This is a genomic window from Corallococcus sp. AB030 (assembly GCF_003668965.1).
Lineage (GTDB): Bacteria > Myxococcota > Myxococcia > Myxococcales > Myxococcaceae > Corallococcus > Corallococcus exiguus.
Genome location: NZ_RAWQ01000547.1, coordinates 1 through 254 on the forward strand (window position 1 = coordinate 1; position 254 = coordinate 254).

The 254-nt window shown below is 65.7% G+C and carries 1 protein-coding gene; it reads right to left on the reverse strand.

The window, feature by feature from the left end; genetic code table 11:
- Positions 1 to 108: 108 nt before the first annotated feature.
- The gene (locus D7Y15_RS46330) at positions 109 to 234 is read right to left on the reverse strand and encodes a hypothetical protein (RefSeq protein ID WP_368667442.1); all 126 of its coding nucleotides are present in this window, start codon (positions 232 to 234) and stop codon (positions 109 to 111) included.
- Between the last annotated feature and the right edge of the window lie 20 nt (positions 235 to 254).

Consider the following 254-nt stretch of genomic DNA (forward strand, 5'->3'; position numbering starts at 1 on the left):
AGCCGAACAGCAGGTACACGAGGCAGGTGACGAGCAGCGTGGCCACCACCATGCCGGAGATGGGGTTGGACGAGGAGCCAATCTCACCGGTGATGCGCGCGCTCACCGTCACGAAGAAGAAGCCGAAATGGAGAGCACCGCCACCGGGATGGACGCGGACACCGTGAGGCCGACCTTGATGGCCAGGTACACGGACGACGCCGCGAACACGATGCCCAGCACCGACCCGAGCACCAGACCGCGGAGGGTCAGCT